Origin of the sequence: Agrobacterium deltaense RV3 (genome assembly GCF_900013505.1) — a bacterium.
Classification (GTDB): domain Bacteria; phylum Pseudomonadota; class Alphaproteobacteria; order Rhizobiales; family Rhizobiaceae; genus Agrobacterium; species Agrobacterium leguminum.
Window position 1 is genome coordinate 891715 of the sequence record NZ_LT009745.1, and the last position, 21796, is coordinate 913510.

Sequence of the window (21796 nt, forward strand, 5' to 3'; positions counted from 1 at the left end):
ATCACCAACAAGGAAACGACATGACAGACCAGATGACGAAACCGGCCCCGATGACCGTCGCGCCGCAGGTGAAGGCCGTGCCCGATACGGTGACGGCGGCCTTCGATGAGTTCATGGAGGCCTTCGAGGCCTTTCGCGAGACCAACGACCAGCGGCTTGCGGATATCGAGCGAAAGATGGGCGCGGATGTCGTGACCCGCGACAAGCTCGACCGCATCGACAGGGCGCTCGACGACAACCGCCGGATCATGGACGATCTGGCGCTCAAGAAAGCGCGTCCCGCGCTTGGCCGCAAGGATGCGCTTTCCCACGATGCCGAAGAGCACAAGGCCGCTTTCGAGGCCTATATCCGTCGCGGCGAGGAGGGCGCGTTGCGCGATCTGGAGGCCAAGGCCTTTGCCGGTTCGACCGGGGCCGATGGCGGTTTTCTGCTGCCGAACGAGACCGATGGCGAGATCGGCCGGCGCATGACGGCGATTTCGCCGATCCGCGCGCTGGCGACCGTCCGGCAGGTTTCCGCCGCCGTGCTGAAGAAACCCTTCTCGCCCGGCGGCATGACGACCGGCTGGGTTTCCGAAACGGCGGCGCGTCCGCAAACGGCAACGCCGCAGCTCGCCGAGCTTTCCTTCCCGACCATGGAGCTTTACGCCATGCCGGCGGCCACACAGGGCCTGCTGGATGATGCGGCAGTCGATATCGAAGCCTGGATCGCCTCCGAAGTGGATATCGCTTTCGCCGAACAGGAGGCCGCCGCCTTTATTGCCGGCGATGGCGCGAGTAAGCCCAGGGGTTTCCTCTCCTATGCGGCCGTCGCCAATGATGGCTGGAGCTGGGGCAATATCGGTTATGTCGCGACCGGCGTTTCGGCCGGATTCGCCTCCGCCGGGCCGATGGATGTGCTGCTCGATGCCGTTTATGCGCTGAAGGCCGGCCACCGCCAGAACGGAACCTTCCTGATGAACCGCAAGACGCAAGGGGCGCTGCGCCGCTTCAAGGATACCAGCGGCGCCTATCTGTGGCATCCGCCCGCCGCTGCCGGCCAGCCGGCCTCGCTGATGGGCTTTCCGGTGACGGAGGCGGAGGACATGCCGAATGTGGTGGCCAACAGCTTCGCCGTCGCCTTTGGCGATTTCCGCGCCGGCTACCTCGTCGTCGACCGTACCGGGGTGCGCATCCTGCGCGATCCCTATTCGGCCAAACCCTATGTGCTGTTCTACACTACCAAACGCGTGGGCGGCGGCGTGCAGAATTTCGAGGCGATCAAGCTGGTGAAATTCGGGGTGAATTGACCGCCCTTTCTTCTCCCCGCCGGGGAGAAGATGCCCCGAAGGGGCAGATGAGGGGGCAAGCTCTCCGAACACATCTACCCTTGCCCCCTCATCCCGCTGTCGCGGACCTCTCCCCCTCGGGGAGAAGAAACAAGCGGTACCCGCTCGCTAATGCGACTACCTTTCTTCCGGAGAACCCATGACCTATGCCCTCATTCATCCGCCGCAGGCGGAGCCGTTGACGCTTGCCGAGGTGAAGGCGCATCTGCGTCTCGACAGCGGCGATGAGGATGCGCTTCTTGCCGCGCTCATCCGCACCGCCCGCGAGCATCTGGAACGTACGACCGGACTTTGCCTCATCCGCCAGACCTGGCGGCTTTATCTCGACCGGTGGCCGCAGAACGGCGTGATTCCGATTGGCAGGACACCGGTGAAAGCCATCGAAACTATACTGGTTTTTGACGGTGAGGGTCGCTCGGCAGACATCACCGCCGGGGAAAAATTGCTCGATGGCGCGGCGCGTCCCGCAAGGCTGTGGCTGCGCGATCCGCCGGCCCCCGGACGGGCGATGAATGGCATCGAGATCGATTTCATTGCCGGCTATGGCGAAGCGGGAACGGATGTGCCCGACACGCTGAAACGCGCCATGCTGATGCATGTGGCGCAGATGTTCGCCTTTCGCGGCGCGGTCGCCCCGGAAAACCAGCCCGCCGCCATTCCCGCCGGTTACGAGCGGCTGGTGGCGCCTTTCTGCCGTCTGGGGCTTTGAGACATGAACCTTGTTTTTCTCGATCCCGGCAAGTTGACGGCGCGGCTGGAACTGGACGTGCGGACCGAAACGCCGGACGGGCAGGGCGGTGCTGCCGAAAGCTGGAATTTCCTGCGGTCGCTCTGGGCTGCGATCGAACCCGTTTCGGAGGCATCGCATGAACGGGCCTCGGCCGAGGGCGTGACGATCACCCACCGCGTCTGGCTGGCTTACCGCGGCGACATCGCCGCCGGCATGCGCTTTCGCAAGGGCCGCCGCATTCTGGCGATCCGGGCGGTGATGGACCCGGATGAGACGCGTCGCTTCATCGTCTGCCGCTGCGAGGAGGAAAGCCGATGAGCGCTGCCAACGCATTTCTTCAGGCGATTTTCGCAAGGCTCGGTAGCGATGCCGCGGTGACGGCGCTTATCCCCGGCGGCATCGTCGACCGGCTTCTGCCGCGCGCGCTTCTGCCGTGCATCGTTATCGACGATCTCGAAAGCCGGGACTATTCGACGGCGACGGAAAGAGCCGAGGAGCATTTCCTGTCGCTGCAGATATGGAGCGATGCCAATGGCCGAAGGGGTGCCGGCGAAATCGTCGAACGGGTGAAGATCCTGCTCGACGATGCGGCGCTGCCGATTGCCGGTGTGTCTCTTGTCAATCTGCATCTTCTTTCCAGCCGCTCGCGGCGCGAGGCGAAGACACGGAATTTCATCGCGGAAATGCGCTTCAGGGCGGTGACGGAGTAGCGCCGTTTCAGGAACCCTGCCTGCGCACGGTTTTCCACAGAACGATCAGCAGTAGAAACGAAATGCCGATCAGCACGGAGGCGATGGTGAGCATGGCGGATACGCCGCCGCGATCCAGCGCCAGGGTGAAGACGACCGGCGCCACGGCAATGGCGAGGTTCTGCGGCAGGGAAATGCGCGCGGCCTGAAGCCCATATTCTTCCGGCGAAAATACCGCGAGCGGCAACACGGCCCGGCTGACGGTGAGCACGCCGGCGCCAAAGCCGAAGAAAACGATGAAGCCGATGAAGGCAGGCATGGCCGGAGCAAAGGCGAGCAACAGCAGCAGGGAAAAGAGCAGCAGACAGAAACCGATCATGGCGGTGAGGAAGGGATTTCCGTGCTTCCCGAGCAGGAAATCCAGCCCGCGCGCCGTAATCGCAAGCACGCTGCGTGCCGATGCCAGTTGCACCGCAAGCGATTGCGTTGCGCCGGCCTGAACCAGAAGCAGCGGCAGAAGCGGTGACAGGCCGAAGGTCGTAAACGCGCTGATCGTCGTCATGGCGGCCAGCAGCACGAAGGCGCGCCGCGTATCGACCGGTGAGGGCGACATCGCCGTCTCTTCTTTCGGCTTTGCCTCTTTTCGGGCCGGACGGCCGGGAAGCACGAAAAGATAAAGCGGCAGCAGGATGAAGATTTGCAGACAGGCATAGGCGGCAAGCGTCCCGCGCCAGCCGAGATGCTGATCGGCAATGGTGGTGACCGGCAGGAAAACCGCCGCCGAAAGCCCGGTGAACAGCATCAGCAGCGTCAAAAGCCGGCCGCTTTCCGCGCCCACACGTTCCACCACGGCCGCATGGGCTGCCGTCGTCAGGCCGCAGGTGGCGGCAAAACCCATCACGGCCCAACCCAAGAGATAGCTCATTGCCCCGCCCGCGAGGGCGAGCACGGCAAAGCCGGCCGCGAAGAATACCGAACCGGCCGCCAGCACCGGCGCCGCGCCGTGGCGCATCAGCATTCTTCCAAGCAGCGGGCCGCACAGAGCGCTGATGGTCATCATGATCGTGAGGCCGGCGAAAACCACGCCGTTGGTGATGGCCAGCTCCTGGCCGATCCGTGGCCCGAGGACGGCCAGCATATCGAAACCGCTACCCCAGCTCACGATCTGCCCGACCGCAAGCACGCCGATAAGGCGCGCGCGAGACGTCAGGGGGGCAGCGTCGGACATGGTGAGATCGCGGGGTGCGAGGTGCAGGAACGCTTTTGGTAGCAGGCCCTTCGCGACCCCGCAACAGCAATCGAGACGAAAGGAAACAACATGGTGGCGCAGAAGGGCAAGGACCTGCTGCTGAAGATCGACAATGCCGGTTCCCACGTAACCGTTGCGGGGCTGAGGACAAAGCGGCTGGCCTTCAATGCCCAGGCCGTCGATGTGACGGATGCCGAAAGCGCGGGGCGCTGGCGGGAGCTTCTTGCCGGCGCCGGCGTGCAACGGGCGTCGCTCACGGCCTCCGGCATCTTCAAGGATCAGGCGAGCGATGCGCTGGTGCGCGGCGCATTTTTTGCGGGCAGCATTCCCGGCTGGCAGATCGTCATTCCCGGTTTCGGCATCGTTACCGGGCCGTTCCAGATCGTAGCGCTCGAATATTCCGGCCGTCACGATGGCGAGGTGCAATTCGAGATCGCGCTGGAATCGGCCGGTCTTCTCAATTTTGGAGCGCTGTGATGCCTGAGCGTTTGCGTTACGGGCGGGCGAACCGCCATCGCGGCGAGATCGAGGCGCTGATCGACGGCGAAAGGCGCGTTCTCTGCCTGACGCTCGGGGCCTTGGCCGAACTCGAAACCGCCTTTGCAGCCGACGACCTCACCGCGCTCGCCGAACGTTTCGCGAGCGGCCGCATGAAGGCGGTCGACATGATAAGGGTGATCGGCGCGGGCCTGCGCGGTGCGGGCAATGTCTTTTCCGACGAGGATGTAGCCGCCGCCACGGTGGAAGGCGGCATTGCCGGCCATGCCGCCATCGTCGCCGATCTTCTGACCGCCACCTTCGGCGGCCTGAAAGGCGAGACGCCAACGGACCCTTGAGCGCCGCAGCAGGCGAGGCGACGCCGCGCCCGTTCCCCTGGGAGGCGGCGATCCATGCCGGCTTCTGCCTGCTGCGGCTCTCCTCAGAAACCTTCTGGCGGCTGACCCCGCGAGAATTCTTCGCGATGACGGGCGGCAACGCCGTCCACCGCGGCCCCGACCGTCAGTCGATGGAAGCGATGATGCGGCGGTTTCCGGATGGGTGACGGCGTCAGGGCATTTTTCGTGGACGTCCGCCCTTGGCACCGTTCGCGCGACTGGCTGCCGTCTTGGCCGGAGAGCGGGATTGCCCGCCCTTGCGCTGTGTTTCCATGAATGTGCGGCTGCCGAAAATACCGTTCATCAGGCCGCTGATCGTATAGTCGACATCGAGGGTTTCCCAATGCAGACCCGTCTCGCCGAGCAGTTCGACATCCGCAAGCTGTTCGGCGGTCGCGTCTTGCAAGCCTTCGAGCGCTCGCGCGGGAAACATGAAGCAGGCGCCGTTGGCGAAATCGACGATGACACGGGCAGAGGCCGTTTCGAAACGCACGGAAACCGGAATAGGGCGCTCGGCGCGCTCTTTTTGCCAGCGTTCCTTGGCGGCGGCGAGTTCGGCATCGCTGACCTCAACCATGATATCGTCTCCAGGTTTCCATAAACAGCTTCCGGTTTTCCTCGATGACGGCGACGGCGCGCCGCACATCCCGGTCCGACATGCCGCCCTGCGTGAGAACGACGAGGCCGACGATGTCGATACGGGCTTCACCCTCTCCATAAACATGAGCATGCGGCGGCTCGTGATCGGCAGTGTAGATGACAAAACGCATGCCATGCTGGCGGAGAACCGTGACCATGAGAACCATAACCCAAGAAGTTGGGTTTTAAAAGAGTGTGGGTTGAAGCAGCGGTTTTTGAGAGCTGTTTCAGCACCATGCATTCCCCAGTTGAATCAGAAAGGCAAGCGCGATGGCGGGCGAAGGATCGATGGCGGAGAACCGGGAAGAGGCGGCGGCGCTGTCCGAGGTGATGGGCGATCTCGAGCGCCGGTCCGAGCGGTTCGGGGCGGCCCTGACCTCGGCCCTGCAGGCGGCGATGGCGGGTGGCAAAGGGCTGGACGATGTATTGCGCGGGTTGGGGCAGCGGCTGTCCGGCATCGCGCTTTCGGCTGGCCTGAAACCGCTTGAGGGCATGATCGGCAATGCCGTCAGCGGGCTGTTGAACGGCGGCGGTTCGCTGTTCGCTTTTGCCGATGGCGGTGTGCCGGGACGCAGCATCACGCCCTTTGCCGATGGCGGCGTCGTTTCCAGCCCCGCCTTTTTTCCGATGGGCGGCGGGCTTGGCCTGATGGGCGAGGCGGGTGCGGAAGCGATCCTGCCGCTGAAGCGTGGTTCGGATGGCGCTCTCGGCGTTGCCGCGCCGTCCGGCGGAGGCGGGGCGCAGATCGTTTTTAACGTGACGGCGACGGATGCTGCGAGCTTTCGGAAAAGCGAAGGCCAGATCGCGGCCATGCTGGCGCGCAGCGTCGGGCGCGGCCAGCGCGGATTGTGACCCACGCTTCAAGACCATCGAAAAGAATCCAGGAACAACGACATGGCGGCATTTCATGAAGTGCGGTTTCCGCTGCGGCTCGCACTCGGGGTGAGCGGCGGGCCGGTGCGGCGGACGGACATCGTCAACCTGTCCAATGGCCGCGAAAGCCGCAACCAGCGCTGGAGGAACGCCAGACGTAGCTATGATGCCGGATCCGGTATCCGCTCCGTCGCCGATCTTTATGAGGTGCTCGCCTTTTTCGAGGCGCGGCGCGGCGAGCTTTACGGCTTTCGCTTTCGCGATCCGGTGGATTTCAAATCCTGCCCGCCGGGAGAGACGCCCGCCGCGACCGATCAGAGGATCGGTACCGGCGACGGGATGACGGCCCGTTTTCAGTTGTTGAAGACCTATGCCGATGCGGGCGGCTCTTTCGTGCGGCGGATCGAGAAACCGGCCGAAGGCTCGGTCATGGTTTCGGTCGAGGGGGTGAAGGTCGAAGCGGCTGATGTGGCGGTCGATCATGTAACCGGCATGATCGTGTTACGTGCGGGGCGGGTGCCGCCCGCCGGCGCCGCGATCCGCGCCGGTTTCGAATTCGACGTGCCGGTCCGTTTCGGGATCGACCGTATCGACGTGAACCTGACCGCTTTCGAGGCGGGCCGTATTCCCTCCATTCCACTGATGGAAATCCTGCCATGAAAACCATTCCCGCCGCCCTTGCCGGGCATCTCGGGCAAGATGCGACGACCACATGCCATTGCTGGAAGGTGACACTGAAGGACGGTGCGATGATCGGTTTTACCGATCATGACGAGGCGATATCGTTTGCCGGCACCTCCTACCTTGCCGCCAGCGGCTTTTCGGCCAGCGATAGTGACGGCGAAACGGGGCTGGGCGCAGGCGCCGGGGAGGTGGCCGGCGGTTTTTCGAGCGAGGCGATTGCGGAGGGCGATCTGGCCGCCGGGCGTTTCGATGGGGCGAGGGTGGAGCTTTTCCTCGTCAACTGGCAGGCGCCTGACCAGCATGTGCTGCTGAACAGGCGCGAGATTGGCGAGGTGACGCGGGCCGGCGGGGCGTTTCGCGCCGAGCTGCGCAGTCTTGCCCATCGCCTCGGCCAGCCGCAGGGCAGGGTCTATGGGCGGCGCTGCGACGCCGCCCTTGGCGACAGGCGTTGCAGTGTCGATCTGGCGCGCTTTACCGGGCATGGGCGCGTGGCGGCGGTGGACGCCTCGGGCGGCCTGCTCGTTTCCGGGCTCGATGCCTTTGCCGACGGTTTTTTCAGCCGGGGGAAGCTGCGTTTTCTGACCGGCCCGCTCGCCGGCAAGGGGTTCGATCTCGACGGGCAGGAGCGGCGTGACGGCGGGGTGCTTTTGTCCTTCTGGCTGCTGCCGGAACAGCCGCCTTTGCCGGGAGATAGGTTTTCCGTCACCGCCGGCTGTGACAAGAGCTTTGCCACCTGCCGCGCGAAATTCGCCAATCATCTGAATTTTCGGGGCTTTCCGCATCTGCCGGGGGCGGATTTCGCCTATTCCTACGCGGCGGGCGGCGAGAGCCATGACGGCGGGGCGCTGTTTTCATGAGCGACCCCGGCGAAAGAGTGCTGGCGCTTGCCGAAGGCTGGATCGGCACGCCCTATCGGCATCAGGCCTCGTTGAAGGATGTCGGCTGCGATTGCCTCGGCCTCATTCGCGGCATCTGGCGGGACCTTTACGGCCACGAACCGGAATTGCCGCCGCCCTATGCGCCCGATTGGGCCGAACGCGGCGGCGAGGACCGGCTGATGGCGGCGGCAAAACGCCATTTTCCGGCGGTGGCGGGCCTGGAAGAGGCAAGGCCGGGAGACCTGCTGCTGTTCCGCTGGCGTGCCGATGCCGCCGCCAAGCATCTCGGCATTCTGGCCGGTCCGCAGCATTTCATCCACGCCTATGAACAGGCGGCGGTGGTGCGTTCGGCGCTGGTGCCCGGCTGGCGGCGGCGCATCGCCGGCGTCTTCCGTTTTCCCGATCCCTGAATTTTTCGAGGCAAGCATGGCGACAATCGTTTTTCAGGCGGCGGGCGCGGCACTCGGCGGCATTTTCGGTCCTTTGGGCGCGGTGATCGGCCGGGCGGCCGGGGCGCTGGCAGGCAACGCCATCGACCGCACGCTGCTTTCGAACGGGCGGACGGTAACGGGCGCGCGGCTCTCGACCGCGCGCATTCCCGGCGCGGATGAGGGAGCGGCGATCAACCGGCTTTACGGCGCAGCACGGATCGGCGGCACGCTGATCTGGGCGACGCGTTTCGAAGAAAGCGTGGAGGTGCAGCGGCGTGGCGGCAAGGGCAATCGCGGTCCGAAAGTGGAGACCTTTCGGTATTTCGCCAACGTCGCCATCGGCCTGTGCGAAGGCGAGGCGGCAAGGGTGCGGCGCGTCTGGGCCGATGGGCGGGAGGTGGACCTGAGTGCCGTGGAGATGCGCTTTTATCCCGGCAGCGAGACGCAAATGCCCGACCCGCTGATCGAGGCGAAGCAGGGGGCGGGCAATGCGCCGGCCTTTCGGGGACTGGCCTATGTGGTGTTCGAACGCCTGCCGCTCGACGGCTTCGGCAACCGCATTCCGCTCATGCAGTTCGAAGTGGTGCGGCCGGTCGGCCGGCTGGAAAAATCCATCCGCGCCATCACCGTCATTCCGGGGGCAACGGAACACGGTTACGCCACTGCGCAGGTTTCCGAAAGGACGGGGATCGGCCAAAGCCGCATCATGAACCGCAACGGCCTGACCGCTTCGACCGACTGGGCTGCGGCGATCGACGAGTTGCTGGATCTGTGTCCCAATCTTGAGAGCGTGGCGCTGGTGGTAAGCTGGTTCGGCACGGATATGCGGGCGGGGGAATGCCGCATTCTGCCGGGCGTGGAAGTGGCCGGCCGGGATGGGGAAACCATGCCATGGTCCGTCGCCGGCCTTTCGCGCGATGAGGCGCATCCTGTCAGCCATCATGGCGGCGGCCCGGCCTATGGCGGCACGCCGAATGATGAAAGCGTGTTGCAGGCGATAGCCGATCTCAGGGCGCGCGGGCTTCGGGTGTGCCTTTACCCCTTCGTGATGATGGATGTTACCATCGGCAATGGTCTGCCGGACCCCTATGGCAAAGGCGAACAGGACGCCTATGCCTGGCGCGGGCGCATCACCTGCTTTCCCGCACCCGGCAGGGCCGGTTCTGCGGATCGCAGCGCGGGCGCAAGGGCGCAGGTTTCCGCCTTCTGCAACCGCGATGAAGGCTATCGCCGTATGGTGCTGCATTATGCGGCGCTGGCGGCCCGGGCTGGCGGGGTGGATGCTTTCCTGATCGGTTCGGAGCTGCGAGGGCTGACGGCGCTGAGAGACGAGAATGATGCCTTTCCCTTTGTCGAGGAACTGGTGCGGCTGGTTGGCGATGTGCGGGCGATATTGGGGCCGGCGGTGAAGCTGACCTATGCGGCGGACTGGAGCGAATATTTCGGCCACCAGCCGGCAGACGGCTTGGGCGACGTGTTCTTCCATCTCGATCCGCTCTGGGCGAGCCCGAATATCGACGCCATCGGCATCGACAACTACATGCCGCTTTCCGACTGGCGCGACGGGGATGCCGCAAACGGCAATCCCGACGGCATGACCGGCCCGGACGATGTGAGCGCCTTCCGCCGCGCGATCACGGCGGGAGAGGGGTTCGACTGGTATTATGCTAGCGATGCGGACCGCGCCGCGCGGCGGCGCACGCCGATTACCGACGGGTTGAAGGGCAAGCCGTGGGTGTTCCGTTACAAGGACTTGCGCAATTGGTGGGGAAACCTCCACTACGACCGGGTGCGGGGTGTGGAGAAAACCGTGCCCACGGCATGGGCGCCGCGCTCCAAGCCGGTCTGGTTCACCGAACTCGGTTGCCCGGCGGTGGACAAGAGCGCGACGCGGCCCAATGTCTTTCCTGATCCGAAATCGGCGGAAAACGCTTTTCCCTATTTTTCCCGCCGCAACCGCGCCGACAGCCAGCAGCGACGGTTTCTGGAGGCGCATCTCGACCATTGGGGAAAGGGCGATGCGGCGATGGTCGATGCAAGCCGGGTCTATCTGTGGACCTGGGATGCACGGCCCTTTCCGGCCTTTCCGCAGAATAGCGCGGCCTGGAGCGATGGGGCGAACTGGCGCACCGGCCACTGGCTGAATGGGAGGCTGGGCACGGCAACGCTCGCCGATGCCATCGCCGCCATCCTCACCGATCACGGCTTTTCAGACTTCGATGTTTCCGCCGTCAGCGGCGATCTGGGAGGTTATGTGCAGGGAGACGTGACCTCCGCCCGCAACCTCTTGGAGCCGCTGATGGCGGCGTTTCAGGTGGATGTGACGGAAGATGGCGGAACCCTGCGCTTCCGCTCCCGCAATACGGCGGTCTTGCCGGTCCGGGATATTGCCGTGCTGGCCGATCTGGAAGACGAGCCGCTCTGGTCGGAAAATCGCGGCCATGACAGCGATTTCGCGGCTGAAGCCGTGCTGACCTCTTTCAACCCCACGCTGGATTACGAGCAGGCAAGTGTACGGTCCCGGCGCATCGACAATGCCGGCAGCCGGGTGATGCGGCTCGATCTTAACGCTGCCCTGCCTGCGGAAACGGCGGAGGCCGCCGTCGAGGCGTTGTTGCGCGACAACCGGCAGGCGCGGCGCAGCCTGCGCTTTGCTCTGCCGCCTTGCGATATCGCGCTTGAACCGGGTGATTGTATCCGCCTGCCGGAAGGGACCTTTCCGCAGGCGCCGGCAGGGCGGTTTCTGGTCAGCCGGATCGAGGACGGCGCGGTGCGGCAGGTGGAGGCGCGGGCCTTTTCCGCTGCCTTTCCGGTCTTTGCCGGCGGCGCGGAGGAACGGCGCAGCAGCGGCGCAAGCGGAGCCGAAGGTTTCGCGCCGGAAGTGCTGTTTCTCGATCTGCCCTACCATGACGGCACCGCGCCGGAGGATTCGGCGCGGAGTGCGGCGCTTGCAAAGCCCTGGCGGCCAATCATCATTTCCGCGTCGCCGGGCAGTGAAGGTTACCGGCAGCGCGTGCTGCTGGACCGGTCGGCGATGATCGGCGCGCTGGCAATGCCGCTGACATCAGGTCCTTCCGGCCGCTTCGACCGGAAAAACACAATCCTCATCGATCTGCCCTTCGGCGAGGTATCGTCGGCCGGGGAGCTTTCGGTGCTGAATGGCGAGAACCGTCTCGCCATCAAGGCGGCGAACGGTGTGTGGGAAATCGTCGCCTTCGCAAAAGCCGAGGAAATCGCACCCTCGCGCTGGCGGCTCTCCGCTCTTCTGCGGGGACTGGCGGGCACGGAAGACGCGCTCGCCGCGGGCGCGCCGAAAGGTGCGCCGGTGGTGGTGCTGGATGCGGCGGTGCAGCCGCTCGGTCTTGCCGCGAGCGAGCGCGGGCGACGCCTGAACTGGATCGCGGAAGCGGCCGGAATGGCGGGCGCGCCGAGCGGTCCGTTTGCCTTCGAGGGCGGCCTGCGGGCGCTGACACCGCTCGCGCCGGTGCATCTTGCCGCCGAGCGGCGCGGCGACGGCGTTTTCATCAGGTGGAAACGACGGGGCCGGGTGGAGGCCGATGGCTGGGATGCGAGCGACATTCCGCTGGACGAGCCCCTCGAGCTTTATCGCATCGAGGTGCTGGACGGCGAGACCGTGCGGCGCATGGCGGAGGTTTCGCAACCCTTCTGGTTTTACCCCGCCGCAGACGAACTCACAGATTTCCCGGCATTGCGGGATCACATTTCCGTGCGTGTCCGAATGCTCGGCCGCGCGGTGCCCTCGGGCGTGGTGGCGCAGGCCACCCTCCCGATCTGACATGTGCCTGAAAAACAACGCAAAGGATGAGACTATGGACAGTACCAAAGCATGGTATCAATCGCGCACGATCTGGGGCGCTCTGGTTGCGGTTTTCGCACCGCTTTTCAGCATCGCAGGCCTTGATCTGCCCGCCGGTCTGCAAGGAGAACTGGCGGACGGGCTGGTGACGGTTGCGGGCGGAATCGGTGGTCTGGTCGCACTTTACGGCCGTCTTTCGGCGACCAGCGCCATTCGCTGACAGCACCCGCGACAACGCCGTTCCCGCCTGGCGCCCACGCGGCGGGGGCGGCATTCATTTGCCATTCAGACGCTTTGCGCTACATATTCGGTCACAATACGGTTCGAGACGCACCCGCTTTTTTGGAAGTTTGTAGAATGGCATCACCTCTCATCATCGCGACGCTTGCAGCCGGGCTTTCCGGTTTCACGGCGCCCGAGGCTGATCTGCAGGGCCATTACATTCTGGCGGCGAGCGATTGCGGCGCAGCCGTCGCCCGCGTCGTGCGCGAAACCGGCGGTCAGCTGCTTTCGGTCTATCCTTCCGGTGACGGTCAGTCCTGTGTCGTCACCGTTCTCGTCCAGGGCAATGGCGAACGCCCGCGCAAGGTGACGATGCGCGTGCCGATGTAGCTTGCCCGCATCGCCGAAATATCGGAAAACAATCCGACACATTTAGCATGACCGGCGACGCGCCTGCGGGCCGGGATACAGGAAAGGGCGGACAATGCGTATTCTCGTTGTTGAGGACGATGCCAATCTCAATCGTCAGCTGACCGATGCGCTGAAAGAAGCCGGTTATGTTGTCGATCAGGCATTCGACGGCGAGGAAGGCCATTATCTCGGCGATACCGAGCCCTATGACGCCATCGTCCTCGATATCGGCCTGCCGCAGCTCGACGGCATCACCGTCGTTGAAAAATGGCGTGCGGCCGGCAAGGCCATGCCGGTGCTCATCCTCACCGCCCGCGACCGCTGGAGCGACAAGGTCGCCGGTATCGATGCCGGTGCAGATGACTATGTGACGAAGCCTTTCCATGTGGAAGAAGTGCTTGCCCGCGTGCGCGCGCTCATCCGCCGCGCCGCCGGCCATGCTTCTTCCGAACTGGTGTGCGGCCCGGTCCGGCTCGACACTAAATCCTCCAAGGCCACCGTCAACGGCACAACGCTGAAGCTCACCTCGCACGAGTTCCGGCTCCTGTCCTATCTCATGCACCACATGGGCGAGGTCGTCTCGCGCACCGAGCTGGTCGAACACATGTACGATCAGGATTTCGACCGCGATTCCAATACCATCGAGGTGTTTGTCGGCCGTCTGCGCAAGAAGCTCGGTGTTGATCTGATCGAGACGATCCGTGGTCTCGGTTACCGGATGCAAGCGCCGGCAGATGCGAAGTAATTCCCTCACCGCCCGCGTTCTGCTGCTCGCCTCGCTCTGGTCGGTGCTGGCGCTGGTGGTGATCGCCGTCGTGATCTCGACGCTTTACCGGCAGGGTGTGGAGCGCAGCTTCACCGATCTTCTGAGGGCGCAGCTTTATAACGTCATCAATTCCGTGACGATTTCCAATGAGAACACGCTGGCCGGCAGCCCGCAGCTCGGCGATCTGCGCTTTTCGCAGCCCGATACCGGCTGGTACTGGGTTGTCGAGCCGCTCGGCAATTTCCAGACCGCGCCGCTGGTGTCGTCGTCGCTCGGCGTCTCCACCCTGCCGGTGCCGAGCATTCTCGATGCGCCCTTCGACAACCGCTATGAGCGCTTTTATGCCGTCACCGACGAGGCCGGCAATCAGGTGCGCGTGGCGGAAACGGAAGTTGTGCTGGATGGCGAGGGGCGCGCGGCGCGTTTCCGTGTCTCCGGCAATCTGAACGTCGTGGAAGACGATGTGCGTGATTTCTCCAACAGCCTTTATCTGGCGCTCGCCGTTTTCGGTGTCGGCAGTCTCGTCGTCAACGGCCTTGCCATTCTCTACAGTCTGCGACCGCTCGATCAGGCTCGCGTCGCGCTCGGCAAGATCAGGGGCGGGGAGGCGGAAAGCCTCGAAGGCGAATTCCCGCGTGAAATCCAGCCGCTTGCCAATGAGGTCAATGCGCTGATCGACAGCAATCGCCGCCTCGTGGAGCGCGCCCGCATGCAGGTCGGCAATCTCGCGCATTCGCTGAAAACGCCGATCGCCGTTCTTCTGAACGAGGCCCGCACGCTGGAGCCGCAGCATGGCGATCTGGTGCGGGCGCAGGCGGACGCCATGCAGGCGCAGGTGCAATCCTATCTCTCCCGTGCCCGCATCGCCGCCCAGCGCGGCTCGATCCTCGCCCGCGTGGAAGCGGAGCCGGCGCTGGAGCGGCTGGTGCGCGTGATGCGCCGCCTGAACCCCGACAAGCAGTTCGTGCTGAATTTCGAGCAACCCGGCGCGGTACTCGGCATGGAGCAGCAGGATCTGGAAGAGGTCGTCGGCAATCTTCTGGAAAATGCCGCGCGTTTTGCGCAGACGCGCGTGGTCATCACGCTTGCGGCCGGCACGCATCCATCCTCCGATGCGGAAATCGCCCGTCGCTCCTGGGTGGAGCTGACGGTGGAGGACGACGGGCCGGGGCTTGAGCCGGAACAGATCAGCGAAGCGATGAAGCGCGGGCGGCGGCTGGACGAGAGTCGGCCGGGCACGGGCCTCGGATTGTCGATCGTTTCCGAGGTGGTGTCAGAGTACCATGGCCGCTTTTCGCTGTCGCGCAGCGGCATCGGCGGGCTGAAAGCCGATCTGATTTTGCCGGGCCTTTCGAAAGAGCTTGCGTGAGGCAAGAAAAAAGGCAAGAAATTCAATGGCACTATATTAGGTGCGATGCGGTAAAAAAGAGGACAGGGTTTGGTTGACGTGTATGATGGCTGCCGCTCCGTGACAATGCGTTCGCTGGTGTCACGCCCGGCACTTCTCTCGATCCTGTGTGTATCGATGCTGAGCGCCTGCACCACCACGGGCACCCGCCCGGCGGGCGGCGGCCTGTTCGGCCGTTCATCGCAGCCTTCGACGCCGTTCCTTGCCAATCTGGAAGGCGGCATTGTCGGGAGAAGCGGCGTGCAGCTCGACAGGGGTGACCAGACCAAGGCGCTGGAGGCCGAATACAAGGCGCTGGAAACGGCCCCCGTCGGCACGCCTGTGTCGTGGACCGGCGATGACGCCAAGGGGCAGGTGGTCGCCAATGCGCCCTACCAGGTCGGCAACCAGAATTGCCGGCAATATTCGCACACCCTGACCGTCGACGGACGCGAAACCAGGGCGCGCGGCGCAGCCTGCCGCAATGCCGATGGAAGCTGGTCGCCGCTGACTTGAAATAGTTTGACGTAAATCAAGGTCACGGGCCTTTTGCGATGACAAGAAGAGGCATGGCGGTGCAGCCGGGAGATGGCCTGCGGTGCGGCGTGATGTCTCAAATTCACGTCATCCCCGCGCTTCATGTTTCCATGTGCCGCGCATTCGAGTAATTGAGCCTTATGTTCTGGATTGTCGTTGCGATATTGACGGCGGCTGTCGCCATCGTCCTGATGTACCCGCTGATGCGGAAGACCGAGGCGTCGCAGACGCGCCGCGACGGTGAGGTCGCCGTTTATCGCGATCAGCTGGCCGAACTGGACCGCGAACGCGCCGCCGGTCTGATCGGCGACACCGAGGCGGATTATGCCCGCGCCGAAATCGGCCGTCGGCTTCTCGCCGCCGCCGAAGCGGAAGAGCAATCCGGCAAAGAAACCCGGCCGCGCCGGCACAATCTTGCCGCCAGCCTCATCACGGTTCTGCTGCCCGCGCTCGGTCTCTGTCTTTACATCTGGAACGGCAGTCCGGAGGTGCCGGACATGCCGCTCGAGGCGCGTCTTGAAAAGCCCGGCAACGACATGAACCTTCTGGTCGCCCGGGCGGAACGGCATCTCGCGCAGAACCCGGAGGACGGCGCCGGCTGGGATATCCTCGCGCCGATCTATTTCAAGACATTGCGGCTTGGCGATGCCGAGCTTGCCTATCGCAATGCGCTTCGTATTCTGGGACCGAGCCCGGAACGGTTGACGGGCCTTGGCGAAACGCTGGTGGCCGGCAATGACGGCATCGTCATCGAAGCCGCGCGTGCTGCTTTTGCTGAGGCCGAAGAGCTGAAGCCCGGCAATCCGCGCGCCCGTTTCTATCTGGCGCTGTCGCTGGAACAGGCCGGCAAGGCCGAGGAAGCGCGCGCCGCCTTCACCGCGCTGGCGGCCGATGCACCGGCCGGCGCGCCGTGGCTGCCGCTGGTGCGCGAACATATCGCCCGGACCGGCGGCGCGGCGACCCCTGCCGCACCCGGCCCGACCGCTGAGGACATGGCGGCGGCAAAAGACATGACGGCTTCTGACCGGCAGGCGATGATCGAGGGCATGGTGTCGAGCCTCGACGCCAAGCTGAAGGAAAACCCCGCCGATTTTGAAGGCTGGATGCGGCTTGTCCGTGCCTATTCCGTGCTGAAGAACGAAGCCAAGGCCGGAGAGGCGTTGCGAGCGGGGCTGAAGGCCTTCCCGCCGGAGGGCGAGCAGGGCCGCCAACTGCTGGCGCTGGCCAAGGAACTGGGCGTTTCCGCCGGACCGATCCGCATGAACGGGCAGCAGGATGCCGCGCCGCAGGGAGTGACGCAATGACCCGCAAACAGAAACGCCTGGCGATCATCGGCGGCGGCATGAGCTTCATCGTTGCAGCCGTGCTGCTCGTCATGTTCGCCTTCGGCCAGTCCATTGCCTATTTCTACATGCCGGCCGATCTGGAGAAAACGCCCGTCAACCCCGGCACCCGCATCCGCCTCGGCGGGCTGGTGGCGGAAGGCTCGATCAAGCGCGGCGAGGGCCGCACGGTGAGCTTCACGGTCACCGACGGTGAAGCGAACGTGCCGGTCAGCTATACCGGCATCCTGCCCGATCTTTTCCGCGAAGGGCAGGGCGTGGTGACCGAAGGCATGTTCGATGCCGCGACCCACGGTTTCGTTGCCGACAGCGTGCTGGCCAAGCACGACGAGAACTACATGCCGAAGGAAGTGGCAGACCGGCTGAAGGACAAGGGCCTGTGGCAGCATGCGGGGGAAGGCGAAGAACCAGCCGCCGCAACGCCAGCGACCAGCGCAGCTTCTTCCGACAAGACCGGAGCGACCAGATGATCAACGAGATCGGCCATTATGTTCTGGTTCTGGCGCTCGGTGTGGGGCTTATCGTCTCGACGCTGCCGGTCATCGGCGCGCGCCGCAACGACCGGGCGCTGATGGATGTCGCCTCGCTCGGCTCGGTCCTGATGTTCCTGCTGGTCGCCTTCTCCTTCGCGGCGCTGACGCGGGCTTATGCCGTCTCGGATTTTTCCGTGCGCAATGTCTGGGAAAACTCCCATTCGCTGATGCCGATGATCTACAAGCTGACCGGCGTTTGGGGCAACCACGAAGGCTCCATGCTGCTGTGGCTGCTCATCCTCGTGTTTTTCAGCGCGCTCGTCGCCGCCTTCGGCCGCAACCTGCCGGAAACGCTCAAAGCCAATGTGCTTGCGGTACAAGCCTGGATTTCGGTCGCCTTCCTGCTGTTCATCCTGCTCACCTCCAATCCGTTCCTGCGGCTGGAGCCGGTGCCGGCCGAGGGGCAGGACCTCAATCCCATTCTTCAGGATTTCGGCCTCGCCATTCATCCGCCGCTGCTTTACCTCGGTTATGTCGGCTTTTCCGTCTGCTTCTCCTTTGCCGTTGCGGCGCTGCTGGAAGGACGCATCGACGCCGCCTGGGCGCGGTGGGTGCGGCCATGGACACTCGCCGCATGGACCTTCCTGACCGCCGGCATCTCCATGGGCTCCTACTGGGCCTATTATGAACTCGGCTGGGGCGGCTGGTGGTTCTGGGATCCGGTGGAAAACGCTTCCTTCATGCCGTGGCTTGCCGGAACCGCGCTGCTGCATTCGGCGCTCGTCATGGAAAAGCGTGAGGCGCTGAAGATCTGGACTGTGCTTCTGGCGATCATGACCTTTTCGCTGTCGCTGCTCGGCACCTTCCTCGTCCGCTCCGGCGTGCTCACCTCGGTCCACGCTTTCGCTACTGATCCGAGCCGCGGCATCTTCATTCTCGGCATCCTGACCGTCTTCATCGGCGGCGCCTTCGCGCTCTTTGCCTGGCGCGCGCCGTCGCTCAAGGCCGGCGGCCTGTTTGCGCCGATCTCGCGCGAAGGGTCGCTCGTCCTCAACAACCTTATCCTGACGGTATCGACCGCGACCGTGCTGATCGGCACGCTTTACCCGCTCATTCTGGAAACGCTGACGGGCGAAAAAATCTCGGTCGGCGCGCCTTTCTTCAATCTCACCTTCGGTCTGCTGATGATCCCGATCCTGATCGTCACGCCTTTTGGACCGATGCTCGCCTGGAAGCGCGGCGATCTTCTTGGAGCCTTCCAGCGGCTTTATGTGGCGGCAGCGCTTGCGGCGCTTGCCGGGCTGACGCTCTGGTATATCGAAAATGGCGGTCCGGTGCTGGCCGCACTCGGCATCGCCGCCGGTTTCTGGCTGATCTTCGGCGCTTTCGCCGATCTCTGGTATCGCGCCAATTTCGGCAAGCTCGCCTTCGGTATCGCGTTTCGCCGCCTGAAGGGCCTGCCGCGTTCGGCCTTCGGCACGGCGCTGGCGCATATGGGGCTTGGCATCACCGTGCTCGGCATCGTCATCGTCACCACTTTCGAGACCGAGACGGTCCTGGAAATGAAAGAGGGCATGGCGGCGGAAGCGGGCGGTTACAGCCTGACCTTCGATGGCGTCCGCCACGCCGTCGGCCCGAATTTCACCGAGGATCGCGGCCATTTTACCGTGCGCAAGGCGGGGGTGGAGGTGGCCGATGTCTGGTCGTCCAAGCGGCTCTATACCGCACGCCGGATGCCGACGACGGAAGCCGGCATCCTGACCTTCGGCCTCAGCCAGCTTTATGTCTCGCTGGGTGACCCCATGGCCGATGGCGGCATGGTGGTGCGCATTTGGTGGAAACCCTTCATCCTATGCATCTGGGGCGGCACGCTGTTCATGATGGCGGGCGGTTTCATCTCGCTCTCGGACAGGCGTTTGCGGGTCGGAGCGCCGAATCGCAAGGCGAAGCCGGTGCAGGCTGCAATGCCGGAGGCGGCGGAATGAGTGTGGTCTTGCTCCCCTCATTCCTGTGCTTGTCACAGGAATCCAGCCGACGCGCGTCTGCGCGGCGAAGGACTCCTCTCAGCCCAAGGACTTGGGCTGGCTGGATTCCTGTGACAAGCACAGGAATGAGGGAGAGAGTGGCAAGGCTTGCTCTTCTTCTCACCCTCGTCTTCGCTGCAGCCTCTCCGGCCTTCGCCTTCAACCCGGATGAAGTCCTCAAAGACCCCGTGCTGGAGCAGCGCGCCCGCAACCTCACGTCTCAGCTCCGCTGCATGGTCTGCCAGAACCAGTCCATCGACGACAGCAATGCGGAGCTCGCGCGTGACCTGCGGGTTCTGGTGCGGGAACGGCTGGTCGAGGGTGACAGCGACAAGGCCGTCATCGATTATGTCGTGTCGCGTTACGGCGAGTTCGTGCTCCTGAAACCGCGCCTCAGCCTGCGCACCGTGCTTTTGTGGGGCGCGCCCATCGGTCTCACCCTTGCGGGAATTTTCGCCGTCTTCGTGTTTTCCCGCCGTCGCGCAAGCCAGGAACAGCCGCAGAAACTGAGCGCGGACGAAGAGATGAGAATTCGCAATCTCATTGAAAAATAACCGTTTTTCATTTTTCCCCACGGTTCTTTTTCAACATTACGGATTTTTCATTCGTCAGACACTTCGCCGTAAGGTGTCGCCTCCTATATCTTCATCATCCACCGCTTCCCCGGTCAAACGGGCTCCAGTCTGAATGAAGAAAGAAGGTACACCATGTCTCATTCGCAAAACGGCCATTTCTCGCTGAAGACGGCTTTAAAGGCCACGACCGTTGGCGGCCTTGCGGCGCTGATGCTTTCCACCGGCATCGCCGCACCGATCCTCCACTCTTTTGCCGCCCCCGTCGAGGTGACTGCGCCGCAGGTTCCGAGCTTCGCCAATGTGGTCGATGCGGTATCGCCTGCCGTCGTCTCCGTTCGCGTGCAGTCCAACGTGCAGCCCGCTTCCGATGATAGCGGCAATTTCTCCTTCAATTTCGGCGGCCGTGGCCTCGACCAGCTTCCGGACGACCATCCGCTGAAGCGCTTCTTCAAGGAATTCGGCGGCCCCAACCAGGATCGCTCCGACCGTGGCCCGAACCGCCACCGTGACGGCAAGGGTCCGCTGCGCCCCGTCGCTCAGGGCTCCGGCTTCTTCATTTCCGAAGATGGTTACATCGTCACCAACAACCACGTCGTCGATGACGGCTCCGCCTATACGATCGTGATGAATGACGGTACCGAACTCGACGCCAAGCTCGTCGGCCGCGATCCGCGCACCGATCTGGCGCTGCTGAAGGTCGATGTGAACCGCAAGTTCACCTATGTCCAATTTGCCGATGACAGCAAGATCCGCGTTGGTGACTGGGTTGTCGCCGTCGGCAACCCCTTCGGCCTCGGCGGTACGGTGACATCCGGCATTATCTCGGCCCGTGGCCGCGATATCGGCTCCGGCCCCTATGACGATTACCTGCAGATCGACGCCGCCGTGAACCGTGGTAACTCGGGCGGTCCCGCCTTCAACCTCAACGGCGAAGTCGTCGGCATCAACACCGCCATCTTCTCGCCTTCCGGCGGCAATGTCGGCATCGCCTTCGCCATTCCGGCCTCGGTCGCCAAGGACGTGATCGCCGACCTGCAGAAGGACGGCAAGGTCGAACGCGGCTGGCTCGGCGTGCAGATCCAGCCCGTCAGCAAGGATATCGCTGAATCGCTCGGCCTTTCCGAAGCCAGCGGCGCGCTCGTCGTTTCGCCGCAGGCCGGCTCGCCGGGCGACAAGGCCGGCATCAAGCAGGGCGACATCATCACCGCCGTCAATGGCGAGCCCGTCAAGGATGCCCGCGACCTGTCGCGCCGCATCGGCGGCATGGCGCCCAACACCAAGGTTGAAATCTCGCTGTGGCGCGGCGGCAAGTCGCAGCCTGTCACGGTAACGCTCGGCGATCTCGCCAGCGACGATGCTTCCAAGGCGACTCCGAGCCAGAACGACGACAAGGGCGGCCAGTCCTCCAGCGAGAAGGTGCTCTCCAGCCTCGGCCTGACGGTTTCGCCCGCCGATGACGGCAACGGCCTTGCCATCACCGATGTCGATCCCGACAGCGATGCTGCCGCCCGTGGCCTGAAGACGGGTGAGAAGATCACCTCGGTCAACAACCAGCAGGTCGCTTCCGCCGCCGATATCGAGAAGATTCTCGAACAGGCCAAGAAAGACGGACGCACCAAGGCGCTGTTCCAGATCCAGACGGACGATGGCAGCCGCTTCATCGCTCTGGATATCGACCAGGGTTGATAGGCTGAAAGGCGATGCCGGTTCTTTCGGGAGCCGGCGTCGTCAAGGAATGTGTCTCGCCTGTAGGACGGGACAGAACATATGGAACGAGCGCGTGCCACTTGTTTCTTCTCCCCGTGGGGGAGAAGGTCGCGGCAGCGGGATGAGGGGGCAAGGGCAGCGATAGACCGAGAGCTTGC

Annotated in this window: 25 protein-coding genes; 22 read left to right on the top strand and 3 right to left on the bottom strand. The window is 64.1% G+C overall.

Annotated features, from left to right (window positions below; genetic code table 11):
- Positions 1–20: 20 nt before the first annotated feature.
- The 4 genes from AGR7B_RS04550 to AGR7B_RS04565 all read left to right on the top strand — a co-directional run bounded on the left by AGR7B_RS04550 (position 21) and on the right by AGR7B_RS04565 (position 2768).
- A complete protein-coding gene (locus AGR7B_RS04550) occupies positions 21–1289 on the top strand; it encodes a phage major capsid protein (RefSeq protein ID WP_080856118.1) in 1269 nt (422 codons plus the stop codon).
- Between the two features lie 178 nt (positions 1290–1467).
- On the top strand, positions 1468–2037 hold the full coding sequence (locus tag AGR7B_RS04555) for a head-tail connector protein (RefSeq protein WP_080856119.1): 570 nt from the start codon (positions 1468–1470) through the stop codon (positions 2035–2037).
- A 3-nt stretch (positions 2038–2040) separates the two neighbouring features.
- Complete coding sequence (locus AGR7B_RS04560; protein ID WP_020808625.1) at positions 2041–2376, top strand: phage head closure protein; 336 nt, start codon at positions 2041–2043, stop codon at positions 2374–2376.
- Complete coding sequence (locus AGR7B_RS04565) at positions 2373–2768, top strand: DUF3168 domain-containing protein (protein WP_080856120.1); 396 nt, start codon at positions 2373–2375, stop codon at positions 2766–2768. Before AGR7B_RS04560 ends, AGR7B_RS04565 begins: the two co-directional genes overlap by 4 nt.
- Positions 2769–2775: 7 nt before the next feature.
- Here AGR7B_RS04565 and AGR7B_RS04570 read toward each other — a convergent pair whose 3' ends face one another.
- A complete protein-coding gene (locus AGR7B_RS04570; protein WP_162934048.1) occupies positions 2776–3975 on the bottom strand; it encodes an MFS transporter in 1200 nt (399 codons plus the stop codon).
- Between the two features lie 90 nt (positions 3976–4065).
- Here AGR7B_RS04570 and AGR7B_RS04575 point away from each other — a divergent pair, with 90 nt between their 5' ends.
- The 3 genes from AGR7B_RS04575 to AGR7B_RS04585 are packed head-to-tail and all read left to right on the top strand — an operon-like array spanning position 4066 to position 5038.
- A complete protein-coding gene (locus AGR7B_RS04575; protein WP_065654184.1) occupies positions 4066–4473 on the top strand; it encodes a phage major tail protein, TP901-1 family in 408 nt (135 codons plus the stop codon).
- On the top strand, positions 4473–4832 hold the full coding sequence (locus AGR7B_RS04580) for a gene transfer agent family protein (RefSeq protein WP_080856122.1): 360 nt from the start codon (positions 4473–4475) through the stop codon (positions 4830–4832). Before AGR7B_RS04575 ends, AGR7B_RS04580 begins: the two co-directional genes overlap by 1 nt.
- Complete coding sequence (locus AGR7B_RS04585) at positions 4829–5038, top strand: rcc01693 family protein (RefSeq protein WP_080856124.1); 210 nt, start codon at positions 4829–4831, stop codon at positions 5036–5038. Before AGR7B_RS04580 ends, AGR7B_RS04585 begins: the two co-directional genes overlap by 4 nt.
- A 5-nt stretch (positions 5039–5043) precedes the next feature.
- Here the strand turns inward: AGR7B_RS04585 and AGR7B_RS04590 are convergent, their stop codons facing one another.
- Both AGR7B_RS04590 and AGR7B_RS04595 read right to left on the bottom strand, forming a co-directional pair.
- Complete coding sequence (locus AGR7B_RS04590; RefSeq protein WP_020808630.1) at positions 5044–5448, bottom strand: DUF2442 domain-containing protein; 405 nt, start codon at positions 5446–5448, stop codon at positions 5044–5046.
- The gene (locus AGR7B_RS04595; RefSeq protein WP_065654819.1) at positions 5441–5668 is read right to left on the bottom strand and encodes a DUF4160 domain-containing protein; all 228 of its coding nucleotides are present in this window, start codon (positions 5666–5668) and stop codon (positions 5441–5443) included. Before AGR7B_RS04595 ends, AGR7B_RS04590 begins: the two co-directional genes overlap by 8 nt.
- Before the next feature lie 112 nt (positions 5669–5780).
- On the opposite strand from AGR7B_RS04595, the gene AGR7B_RS04600 reads away from it, so the two are divergent.
- From AGR7B_RS04600 to AGR7B_RS04670, 15 genes are all read left to right on the top strand, one after another.
- Positions 5781–6362 (top strand): phage tail tape measure protein, encoded by a 582-nt coding sequence (locus AGR7B_RS04600; protein ID WP_080856125.1) that lies wholly within the window; start codon positions 5781–5783, stop codon positions 6360–6362.
- Between the two features lie 42 nt (positions 6363–6404).
- Positions 6405–7043, top strand: a complete 639-nt coding sequence (locus AGR7B_RS04605) for a TIGR02217 family protein (RefSeq protein WP_080856126.1) — start codon at positions 6405–6407, stop codon at positions 7041–7043.
- Positions 7040–7924, top strand: coding sequence for a phage/gene transfer agent baseplate hub protein (locus tag AGR7B_RS04610; protein WP_080856127.1), 885 nt, complete (start codon positions 7040–7042; stop codon positions 7922–7924). Before AGR7B_RS04605 ends, AGR7B_RS04610 begins: the two co-directional genes overlap by 4 nt.
- A complete protein-coding gene (locus tag AGR7B_RS04615; RefSeq protein ID WP_080856128.1) occupies positions 7921–8355 on the top strand; it encodes a C40 family peptidase in 435 nt (144 codons plus the stop codon). The genes AGR7B_RS04610 and AGR7B_RS04615 overlap by 4 nt, the downstream gene beginning before the upstream one ends.
- A gap of 16 nt (positions 8356–8371) precedes the next feature.
- Positions 8372–12172, top strand: a complete 3801-nt coding sequence (locus AGR7B_RS04620) for a baseplate multidomain protein megatron (RefSeq protein ID WP_080856129.1) — start codon at positions 8372–8374, stop codon at positions 12170–12172.
- Between the two features lie 34 nt (positions 12173–12206).
- Positions 12207–12413 carry a hypothetical protein gene (locus AGR7B_RS04625; RefSeq protein WP_035262738.1) on the top strand — a complete coding sequence of 69 codons (207 nt, stop codon included), beginning with the start codon at positions 12207–12209 and terminating at the stop codon, positions 12411–12413.
- A 137-nt stretch (positions 12414–12550) separates the two neighbouring features.
- The gene (locus AGR7B_RS04630) at positions 12551–12805 is read left to right on the top strand and encodes a hypothetical protein (RefSeq protein ID WP_003497070.1); all 255 of its coding nucleotides are present in this window, start codon (positions 12551–12553) and stop codon (positions 12803–12805) included.
- Between the two features lie 94 nt (positions 12806–12899).
- On the top strand, positions 12900–13571 hold the full coding sequence (locus AGR7B_RS04635) for a response regulator transcription factor (RefSeq protein ID WP_003509815.1): 672 nt from the start codon (positions 12900–12902) through the stop codon (positions 13569–13571).
- Complete coding sequence (locus AGR7B_RS04640) at positions 13561–14961, top strand: ATP-binding protein (RefSeq protein ID WP_080856130.1); 1401 nt, start codon at positions 13561–13563, stop codon at positions 14959–14961. Before AGR7B_RS04635 ends, AGR7B_RS04640 begins: the two co-directional genes overlap by 11 nt.
- 105 nt (positions 14962–15066) lie before the next feature.
- The gene (locus tag AGR7B_RS04645) at positions 15067–15495 is read left to right on the top strand and encodes an RT0821/Lpp0805 family surface protein (RefSeq protein ID WP_080818775.1); all 429 of its coding nucleotides are present in this window, start codon (positions 15067–15069) and stop codon (positions 15493–15495) included.
- Positions 15496–15656: 161 nt separating this feature from the next.
- Positions 15657–16820 carry a c-type cytochrome biogenesis protein CcmI gene (ccmI, locus tag AGR7B_RS04650; protein WP_162934049.1) on the top strand — a complete coding sequence of 388 codons (1164 nt, stop codon included), beginning with the start codon at positions 15657–15659 and terminating at the stop codon, positions 16818–16820.
- Positions 16817–17329, top strand: a complete 513-nt coding sequence (gene ccmE / locus AGR7B_RS04655) for a cytochrome c maturation protein CcmE (RefSeq protein WP_080856134.1) — start codon at positions 16817–16819, stop codon at positions 17327–17329. The genes ccmI and ccmE overlap by 4 nt, the downstream gene beginning before the upstream one ends.
- Positions 17326–19317 (top strand): heme lyase CcmF/NrfE family subunit, encoded by a 1992-nt coding sequence (locus tag AGR7B_RS04660; protein WP_080856136.1) that lies wholly within the window; start codon positions 17326–17328, stop codon positions 19315–19317. Before ccmE ends, AGR7B_RS04660 begins: the two co-directional genes overlap by 4 nt.
- 125 nt (positions 19318–19442) lie before the next feature.
- A complete protein-coding gene (locus AGR7B_RS04665; RefSeq protein WP_162934050.1) occupies positions 19443–19910 on the top strand; it encodes a cytochrome c-type biogenesis protein in 468 nt (155 codons plus the stop codon).
- Positions 19911–20063: 153 nt separating this feature from the next.
- The gene (locus tag AGR7B_RS04670) at positions 20064–21617 is read left to right on the top strand and encodes a Do family serine endopeptidase (RefSeq protein ID WP_080856140.1); all 1554 of its coding nucleotides are present in this window, start codon (positions 20064–20066) and stop codon (positions 21615–21617) included.
- The last annotated feature ends 179 nt before the right edge of the window (positions 21618–21796 follow it).

Bases quoted from the DNA above. Each gene is read 5' to 3' on its own strand.
- AGR7B_RS04550 (WP_080856118.1), top strand. From the start codon at position 21: ATGACAGACCAGATGACGAAACCGGCCCCGATGACCGTCGCGCCGCAG.
- AGR7B_RS04555 (WP_080856119.1), top strand. From the start codon at position 1,468: ATGACCTATGCCCTCATTCATCCGCCGCAGGCGGAGCCGTTGACGCTT.
- AGR7B_RS04560 (WP_020808625.1), top strand. From the start codon at position 2,041: ATGAACCTTGTTTTTCTCGATCCCGGCAAGTTGACGGCGCGGCTGGAA.
- AGR7B_RS04565 (WP_080856120.1), top strand. From the start codon at position 2,373: ATGAGCGCTGCCAACGCATTTCTTCAGGCGATTTTCGCAAGGCTCGGT.
- AGR7B_RS04570 (WP_162934048.1), bottom strand. From the start codon at position 3,975: ATGTCCGACGCTGCCCCCCTGACGTCTCGCGCGCGCCTTATCGGCGTG.
- AGR7B_RS04575 (WP_065654184.1), top strand. From the start codon at position 4,066: ATGGTGGCGCAGAAGGGCAAGGACCTGCTGCTGAAGATCGACAATGCC.
- AGR7B_RS04580 (WP_080856122.1), top strand. From the start codon at position 4,473: ATGCCTGAGCGTTTGCGTTACGGGCGGGCGAACCGCCATCGCGGCGAG.
- AGR7B_RS04590 (WP_020808630.1), bottom strand. From the start codon at position 5,448: ATGGTTGAGGTCAGCGATGCCGAACTCGCCGCCGCCAAGGAACGCTGG.
- AGR7B_RS04595 (WP_065654819.1), bottom strand. From the start codon at position 5,668: ATGGTCACGGTTCTCCGCCAGCATGGCATGCGTTTTGTCATCTACACT.
- AGR7B_RS04600 (WP_080856125.1), top strand. From the start codon at position 5,781: ATGGCGGGCGAAGGATCGATGGCGGAGAACCGGGAAGAGGCGGCGGCG.
- AGR7B_RS04605 (WP_080856126.1), top strand. From the start codon at position 6,405: ATGGCGGCATTTCATGAAGTGCGGTTTCCGCTGCGGCTCGCACTCGGG.
- AGR7B_RS04610 (WP_080856127.1), top strand. From the start codon at position 7,040: ATGAAAACCATTCCCGCCGCCCTTGCCGGGCATCTCGGGCAAGATGCG.
- AGR7B_RS04615 (WP_080856128.1), top strand. From the start codon at position 7,921: ATGAGCGACCCCGGCGAAAGAGTGCTGGCGCTTGCCGAAGGCTGGATC.
- AGR7B_RS04620 (WP_080856129.1), top strand. From the start codon at position 8,372: ATGGCGACAATCGTTTTTCAGGCGGCGGGCGCGGCACTCGGCGGCATT.
- AGR7B_RS04625 (WP_035262738.1), top strand. From the start codon at position 12,207: ATGGACAGTACCAAAGCATGGTATCAATCGCGCACGATCTGGGGCGCT.
- AGR7B_RS04630 (WP_003497070.1), top strand. From the start codon at position 12,551: ATGGCATCACCTCTCATCATCGCGACGCTTGCAGCCGGGCTTTCCGGT.
- AGR7B_RS04635 (WP_003509815.1), top strand. From the start codon at position 12,900: ATGCGTATTCTCGTTGTTGAGGACGATGCCAATCTCAATCGTCAGCTG.
- AGR7B_RS04640 (WP_080856130.1), top strand. From the start codon at position 13,561: ATGCGAAGTAATTCCCTCACCGCCCGCGTTCTGCTGCTCGCCTCGCTC.
- AGR7B_RS04645 (WP_080818775.1), top strand. From the start codon at position 15,067: ATGCGTTCGCTGGTGTCACGCCCGGCACTTCTCTCGATCCTGTGTGTA.
- ccmI (WP_162934049.1), top strand. From the start codon at position 15,657: ATGTTCTGGATTGTCGTTGCGATATTGACGGCGGCTGTCGCCATCGTC.
- ccmE (WP_080856134.1), top strand. From the start codon at position 16,817: ATGACCCGCAAACAGAAACGCCTGGCGATCATCGGCGGCGGCATGAGC.
- AGR7B_RS04660 (WP_080856136.1), top strand. From the start codon at position 17,326: ATGATCAACGAGATCGGCCATTATGTTCTGGTTCTGGCGCTCGGTGTG.
- AGR7B_RS04665 (WP_162934050.1), top strand. From the start codon at position 19,443: ATGAGGGAGAGAGTGGCAAGGCTTGCTCTTCTTCTCACCCTCGTCTTC.
- AGR7B_RS04670 (WP_080856140.1), top strand. From the start codon at position 20,064: ATGTCTCATTCGCAAAACGGCCATTTCTCGCTGAAGACGGCTTTAAAG.